This is a genomic window from Kitasatospora sp. NPDC048540 (assembly GCF_040651175.1).
Taxonomy (GTDB): Bacteria; Actinomycetota; Actinomycetes; order Streptomycetales; family Streptomycetaceae; genus Kitasatospora.
Window position 1 is genome coordinate 33,945 of sequence record NZ_JBEZIR010000077.1, and the last position, 6,645, is coordinate 40,589.

The 6,645-nt window shown below is 74.3% G+C and carries 7 protein-coding genes; 4 read left to right on the forward strand and 3 right to left on the reverse strand.

The window, feature by feature from the left end; all coding sequences use genetic code 11:
* Positions 1–13 precede the first annotated feature (13 nt).
* Positions 14–862, forward strand: a complete 849-nt coding sequence (locus AB0D08_RS26350) for a class II fructose-bisphosphate aldolase (protein WP_033819601.1) — start codon at positions 14–16, stop codon at positions 860–862.
* Positions 863–901: 39 nt separating this feature from the next.
* Here the strand turns inward: AB0D08_RS26350 and AB0D08_RS26355 are convergent, their stop codons facing one another.
* Complete coding sequence (locus AB0D08_RS26355; RefSeq protein ID WP_033819602.1) at positions 902–1,813, reverse strand: hypothetical protein; 912 nt, start codon at positions 1,811–1,813, stop codon at positions 902–904.
* 125 nt (positions 1,814–1,938) lie between these two features.
* Positions 1,939–3,912: a diguanylate cyclase gene (locus tag AB0D08_RS26360; protein WP_359892131.1), complete on the reverse strand. Its 1,974-nt coding sequence runs from the start codon at positions 3,910–3,912 to the stop codon at positions 1,939–1,941.
* Between the two features lie 314 nt (positions 3,913–4,226).
* Here AB0D08_RS26360 and AB0D08_RS26365 point away from each other — a divergent pair, with 314 nt between their 5' ends.
* A complete protein-coding gene (locus AB0D08_RS26365) occupies positions 4,227–4,766 on the forward strand; it encodes a flavin reductase family protein (protein WP_051812092.1) in 540 nt (179 codons plus the stop codon).
* A gap of 31 nt (positions 4,767–4,797) precedes the next feature.
* Here AB0D08_RS26365 and arfB read toward each other — a convergent pair whose 3' ends face one another.
* Positions 4,798–5,229, reverse strand: a complete 432-nt coding sequence (gene arfB, locus AB0D08_RS26370) for an alternative ribosome rescue aminoacyl-tRNA hydrolase ArfB (protein WP_033819605.1) — start codon at positions 5,227–5,229, stop codon at positions 4,798–4,800.
* An 85-nt stretch (positions 5,230–5,314) separates the two neighbouring features.
* Between arfB and AB0D08_RS26375 the strand changes: the two genes are divergently transcribed.
* Together AB0D08_RS26375 and AB0D08_RS26380 are read left to right on the forward strand one after the other, a co-directional pair.
* On the forward strand, positions 5,315–5,812 hold the full coding sequence (locus tag AB0D08_RS26375) for a hypothetical protein (RefSeq protein ID WP_199520298.1): 498 nt from the start codon (positions 5,315–5,317) through the stop codon (positions 5,810–5,812).
* A gap of 166 nt (positions 5,813–5,978) precedes the next feature.
* The gene (locus AB0D08_RS26380; RefSeq protein ID WP_033819606.1) at positions 5,979–6,554 is read left to right on the forward strand and encodes a TerD family protein; all 576 of its coding nucleotides are present in this window, start codon (positions 5,979–5,981) and stop codon (positions 6,552–6,554) included.
* Positions 6,555–6,645: the final 91 nt, after the last annotated feature.

Here is a 6,645-nt window from a genome sequence, read left to right on the forward strand (position 1 = left end):
CTGGGGGACTGCCATGCCCGTTGCCCGTACCGCCGACCTGCTGGCCGCCGCCGTCGCCGAGCGGCGCGGCCTGCCCGCCTTCAACGTGATCACGCTGGAGCACGCCGAGGCCATCGCCGCCGGCGCCGAACGCGCCGGCACCCCGGCCGTCCTGCAGATCAGTCAGAACGCGGTCGCCTTCCACGGCGGGCGGCTGCTGCCGCTGGCCCGTGCCTGCGCCGAGGTGGCCGCCGCCGCCCGGGTACCGCTGTCGCTGCACCTGGACCACGTCGAGGACCCGGACCTGCTGCGGGCCGCCCCCGGGGCCGGCTTCTCGTCGGCGATGTTCGACGCCTCGGCGCTGCCGCACGCGGAGAACGTCAAGGCGACCGCCGAGGCCGCGGCCTGGGCGCACCGGCACGGCCTGCACCTGGAGGCCGAACTCGGCCGGGTCGGCGGCAAGGACGGCGAGCCGCCGCTCGGCCCGCACGCCCCCGGCGCCCGGACCGACCCGGACGAGGCCGCGGCGTACGTCGCCGACACCGGAGTGGACGCGCTGGCGGTGGCCGTCGGCAGCTCGCACGCGATGACCACCCGCTCCGCCGCGCTGGACCACCCGCTGATCCGGCGGCTCGCCGGGGCGGTGCCGGTGCCGCTGGTGCTGCACGGCAGTTCGGGCGTACCGGACGCCGAGCTCGCCGCCGCGGTCGCCGCCGGCATGGTCAAGATCAATATCGGGACGGCGCTGAACCTCGCCTTCACCCCGGCCGTCCGGCGCCACCTGGCCGCGGACGACCGGGTCACCGACCCGCGCAAGTACCTCGCCCCGGCCCGCACCGCGATGTCCGAGGTGGTCGCCCACCTCGCAACCGTGGTCCACTGACCCGCCCGACGGGCCCTGGGCCCGCGCTATCGCAGACCGTCAGCGCCGCGGGTAGTCACCGCTGACGGACATGTCGGTCAGGGTCACCTGGTCGAGCAGCACCGTCCCCGAGCCGCCGGCCGGGACCGTCACCGTCAAGGTGTTCGGCCCGGCCTGCAGCTGCGGCCACACGTTGGTGTAGGTCCAGGAGTGCTCGGGGTCGACGGCCTTGGAGTAGACCTTGAAGTTGACGCCGCCCTGGTGGTCCTTGCCGTTGGCCGTGACGGAGGCGGGCATCTCGGCGCCGGTGTTGTTGTAGTGGAACCAGAGCTTGTACTGCCCGGCGGTCGGCACCGAGATCGTCCACGTGACCGAGGAGCCGGGCTGCAGCGTGAGGTAGCTGCCGTCCGCGGAGATCGCGCCCTTGACCGAGTTCCCGGCCGGGGCGTTCTGGCCCTGGAGCTTGGAGGCGTCGGCGACCGGGTTGGTGTCCGCCGTCGGGCTGGGCGAGCCGGACGAGGACGGCGCGGCACTCCCGGCCGTCGCCGGCGCCCCCGCCGGTGCGCTGGCGTGGGTGCTCGCGGCAGCGTCCGGCTTGCCCGCGTCGCCGTTGGACAGGGCGATGCCCGCGCCGATCGCGATGGCGGCGATCACCGCTATCGCGCCGATCACCGCGGCCTTGCCGCGCCCGCCGCTCGGCCGCTCCTCGCCCGGCTGCGGGCGCGAACGCTCGGCGTACCGGGTCTGCTGGGGGACCGGCGTGGTCGGGGCGGTCGGCGGAGCGGACTGGTACTGCTGCGTGGGCGCCGCGGGTGCGCCGTACTGGGCCCGGCCGACCTCCATCGGCCTGCTGTACCCGCTGCGCGGCTGCGGCTTGGGGGCCGTCTCGCCCTCGGCGGGACGGTAGAGGTAGGCGAACGGGTCGTCGTCGCCCGCGCTCTCGGGTGTGCCGTTGCTGCCGGCCGTGGTCACGGTGGTTCAACTCCCCATCGCGGCGGGCCGCACGGAGCTTGCCGTACGGTCAAGTGGTGGACGCTCGTACCCAGGGCACCCTACCTGGCGCCCGGGACAACGGGGAAAGGCGGCCTGATCTGCGGTTAGCCCGCTCGGCGGTGCGAGCGTTCGCCGCGTGCGCCCCGGACGGCGCTCCCCCGGGCCCGCTTCTCGTCGTACATCCGCTCGTCGGCCGCGTGCAGCACCTCCTCGATGCTCATCCCGCAGCCCGCCCAGCCGATGCCCAGGCTGACCCCGACCCGCATCGCACGGTTGTCGATCCGCATCGGCGGGATGATCGCGTTGCGCAGCCGTCCGGCCAGGTCCTTGGCCTCCTCGCGGCCGATGCCGTCGGCCAGCACGACGAACTCGTCGCCGCCCATCCTGGCCACCGTGTCGCCCTCGCGGACCACCTGCTGCAGCCGCCGGGCCACCTCGATCAGCACCGCGTCGCCGGCGTTGTGGCCGAACCGGTCGTTGACCGACTTGAAGCCGTCCAGGTCGCAGAAGAGCACCGCGAGCCCCTTCTCGCCCGGTGCGCCGGGCCGGCGGGCGGCGCCCCAGGCCTCGCCGCCGGGCGGCGGCTCGAGCGGGACCACGGCGTGCACGTGGTCGGCGGCGGGCTCCCGGGTGCGCGGCAGGTACCCGCCGTCGAAGGCCTCGACCTCGCGGTGCAGCGACTCCTCGGGGTGGCCGTAGCCGTGCGCCGGGACGCCCGCGTCCAGGCCCTCGAAGCCGCCGTGCGCGCCGTAGGAGGCGCTGTACGGGGGCTCGTCGAACGCCGGCTCCCAGGCCGTGCCCCAGGACGCGCCGTGGGCGAGGTCCGGGGCGCCGTGGACGGCCTCCCCCGCCGAGGGCCCGTGCCCGGCGGCGACCGCCCCGTAGCCGCCGCCGAAACCGTCCGTGAACCCGTCGGTGAACCCGCCCGCGTAGCCGTCGCCGTAGCCCGCCCCGTACGCCGCGCCGTGGGCGGCCGCGCCGCCCGGGCCCTGGGGGGCGGCGCACAGCCGGCGGCCGAGCCGGGCCCGCAGCTCGGAGCCGTTGGGCAGGCCGGTGAGCGCGTCGTGGCTGGCCCGGTGGGCGAGCTGGAGCTCGTGCTTCTTGCGGTCCTCGATGTCCTCGACGTGGGTGAGCAGGAAGCTCGGCCCCTCGGCGGCGTCGGCGACCACCGAGTTGCGCAGGCAGACCCACTGGTAGCCGCCGTCGCGGCGGGAGAGCCTCAGCTCGGCCCGGCCGCCCTCGGCGCTGGTGCGCTGGAGCAGCGCCAGGTCCTCGGGGTGCACCAGGTCGGCGAAGCGCTGCTGGCGCAGGGTGGCCCGGGGGCGGCCGAGCAGCCGGCAGAGCGCGTCGTTGACCCGGGTGAGCTGGCCCATCGCGTCGCCGTGCAGTTCGGTGATGGCCATCCCGCTGGGCGCGTACTCGAAGGCCTGGCGGAAGCTCTCCTCGCTGGCGCGCAGCGCCTGCTGCTCCTTCTCCAGCCTGGCCAGGGCGCGCTGCATCTCCGCGCGTAGTCTCGCGTTCCCGATGGCGATGGACGCCTGCAGCGAGAACATCTCCAGCGCCTCGCGGGTCCAGGCGCCCGGGCGCTTGCCGCTGCGCGGGCGGTCCACCGACAGCACGCCGAGCAGGTCGCCGCCGGCGCTGTACATCGGGGCGAGCAGGCCGTCGTTGGGGTGCCAGTCGTTGGCGTACACCGGCAGCGGGCCGTCGCCGGTCCAGGTCGGCACGTCGGAGGCGACCGCCCAGCCGCGGTCGTGCGGCAGGAAGCGCAGGGTGCCCCAGTGGTCGCAGACGCCCAGCAGCCGCTCCCAGGACTCCCGGGAGCCGACCTGGCCGAGCAGCACGGCGGGCCCGCCGAGGGCGCTCTCCTCGATCTCCCAGACCGCGGCGACCACCAGGTCGCCGTCCGGGCGGACCAGGCTGACCGCGGCGGCGTCGAATCCGAGCCCGTGCACGGCGCCCTCGACCACGGCCTGGAGCGTGCCGGCCAGGCTCCGGGCAGCGTTGAGGTCCGCCACGACCCGGTGCAAGGTGCGGAGGGTCGCGAGGCGGACGTAGGGCTCCGACTCGGCTTCCATGCGGGGGCTCCCCGGCTGCTTCGGATTGTTCGTGACTGGTTATCGTCCGATTGCCAGAAGAACTGAATCACAGGGAGCACTGCGATAGGCACGCTCGGTCAGCAATAGGTAGCGACTGTGACCCAAATCACAAGCGGATGGCCCGGTTCGGGCGCTTTGAGTCATCCGATACCAGGACATTCCCTGTCTCCGGACCGTCCGGCGGTCGGCCCGCGACGGGTGCGGCCGTGCTCCGGGCCTCGGTCGGGCGGCCCGGCGGACCTACGACCAGGGCCCGATACCGGCGGCGGGACGGGACGACTACCGTGCCGTACGTGCACACCTCCCCACAACCCGCAGCCACTCCCGCCACCGCACCGGTCGCCTCCGCCGAGGACTTCCGGGCCGCGCTGGCCCAGCTCGCCGCCGGCGTGTCCCTGGTGACCGCCAACGACCCCGAGGACGGCGAGGACGTGGGCATGACCGCCACCTCGTTCCTCTCCGTGTCGCTGGAGCCGCCGCTGGTTCTGGTCTCGGTGCGCACGGAGTCCCGGATGGACGAGGTGCTGGAGCGGGCCGGGGTGTGGGCGGTGTCGCTGCTCGGCGAGGACCAGCGGGCGCTCGCCTCGCGGTTCGCCATGAAGGGCCGGCTCAGCGACCGGCTGCTGTTCGCCGACTCCCCGCACCGGACCGGGCCGCACTCCGGGGCGCCGCTGGTGGACGGGGCGCTGGCCACCGTCGAGTGCCGCACCGAGCAGCGGATCGCGGCCGGCGACCACGTCCTGGTGGTCGGCCGGGTGCTGGAGGCGCGGGTGACCGGGCCGGCCGAGCGGCCACTGCTGTACTTCCGCGGCGGCTACCGCGGGATCGGCTGAGCGGCGGCCCGAACGGCCGCGCGAGAAAACGTCACTCCGGGCGGAGCCGGCTGCGGCCCTGCTTGAGTTCGGCCCGGCGCCGCTTGTTGTCGAGCCGCCGCTCGACCATCCCCCGGCTGGGCTTGGTGGCCCGCCGGGCCTTCGGCGGCGGCGCGGTGGCCTCCCCCAGCAGCGACGCCAGGCGGGCCGCGGCCACCTCCCGGTTGCGCCACTGCGAACGGTGCTCGGAGGCCCGGACCACCAGCACCCGCCCGTCCACCAGCCGGCCGGCCAGCCGCTCCAGGGCGCGGGCCTTCCAGACCTCGGGCAGCGCGGCGCTGGCCGCCAGGTCGTAGCGCAGCTCGACCTGGGTGTCGGAGGTGTTGACGTGCTGGCCACCGGGGCCGGAGGAACGGGAGAAGCGCCAGACGAGCTCGGCGTCGGGGACGACCACCGACCCCCGTACGCGGATGGGCTCAGGCATGCGCCCATCATCCCGCGCCGCCGGGCCCCCGGTCACGCGGTTAATCGGCCCCGGCCGGTCGGGGGCGGCCCGCCGGTGCCGGACAATGGCGTACGTGATCGAGCTCGGCTACGCCCTCTCCAACCGGTTCCCCGACCCTCCGCAGACCGACTACCGGGACGCGTCGGTGCGCAGCCTGCGGTACGACCTGTTCTGCGGCGACGTCTACCTGGACCTGGACGGTGACGAGCTGTCCACGGCCTGGGGCTGGGTCCCGGTGCTGGACTTCGCCTGGGCGCTGTGCGACATCGTCGAGCAGCTGGACGCCGACCCGCAGGGCAGCCGGGCGGCCGCCGTGCAGACCGCCGACCTGGACTTCACCCAGAACACCGAGCTGCTGAGGTTCGCCCGCCGCTTCGGCTGGGTGGAGATCAGCGCCACCTGGCGCCGGGACGCCGAGCCGCTGGTCGTCCGCCACGCAGAACTGCGGCGGGAGGCCCGGGACTTCCTCCAGGACGTGCTCGCCGACCTGACCGACCTGCACGACGGGCTGGCCGACAACCCGGCGATCTGGACGGTGCAGGGACGCTTCCCGCGGGTATGAGCGGCCGTGCGGCGCTGCCCCGGGCGGCGCCCCACGGGCACCCGTACGGGGGCCCGGCCGGGCGGTTCACGCGATGGTTCGTGACAGAACTCGCCGCCCGGATGGAACCATGGACGGGCCGGTCCGCGTTCTCCCGGCAAAGCGACCGAAGGGACACCGAAAAAGCATGCCAGTGAGCCTCTCCAAGGGTGGCAACGTCTCGCTGACCAAGGAGGCCCCGGGCCTGACCGCGGTCACCGTCGGCCTCGGCTGGGACGTCCGCACCACCACGGGTGCCGAGTTCGACCTGGACGCCAGCGCGATCGTCCTCAACGAGGGCGGCAAGGTCTACTCCGACCGCCACTTCGTCTTCTTCAACAACACCAGCACCCCGGACAACAGCGTCGTCCACACCGGCGACAACCGGACCGGCGAGGGCGCCGGCGACGACGAGGCGATCAACGTCAACCTCGCCGCGCTGCCGGCCGACGTCACCAAGATCACCTTCCCGGTCTCGATCTACGACGCGGTCACCCGCGGCCAGAGCTTCGGCCAGGTCCGCAACGCCTACATCCGGGTGCTGAACGCCAACGGCGGCGCCGAGATCGCCCGCTACGACCTCTCCGAGGACGCGGCCACCGAGACCGCCATGATCTTCGGCGAGCTGTACCGCAACGGCGCCGAGTGGAAGTTCCGCGCGGTCGGCCAGGGCTACGCCTCCGGCCTGGTCGGCATCGCCCAGGACTTCGGCGTCAACGTCTGACCCGACGCCACGGGCGGTGCCGTCCCATCGGACGTGCCAGCCCGCGTATCACGTAGGCGGAGTCCGGTCGGCGGGCAGGGTTTTGCCCAGG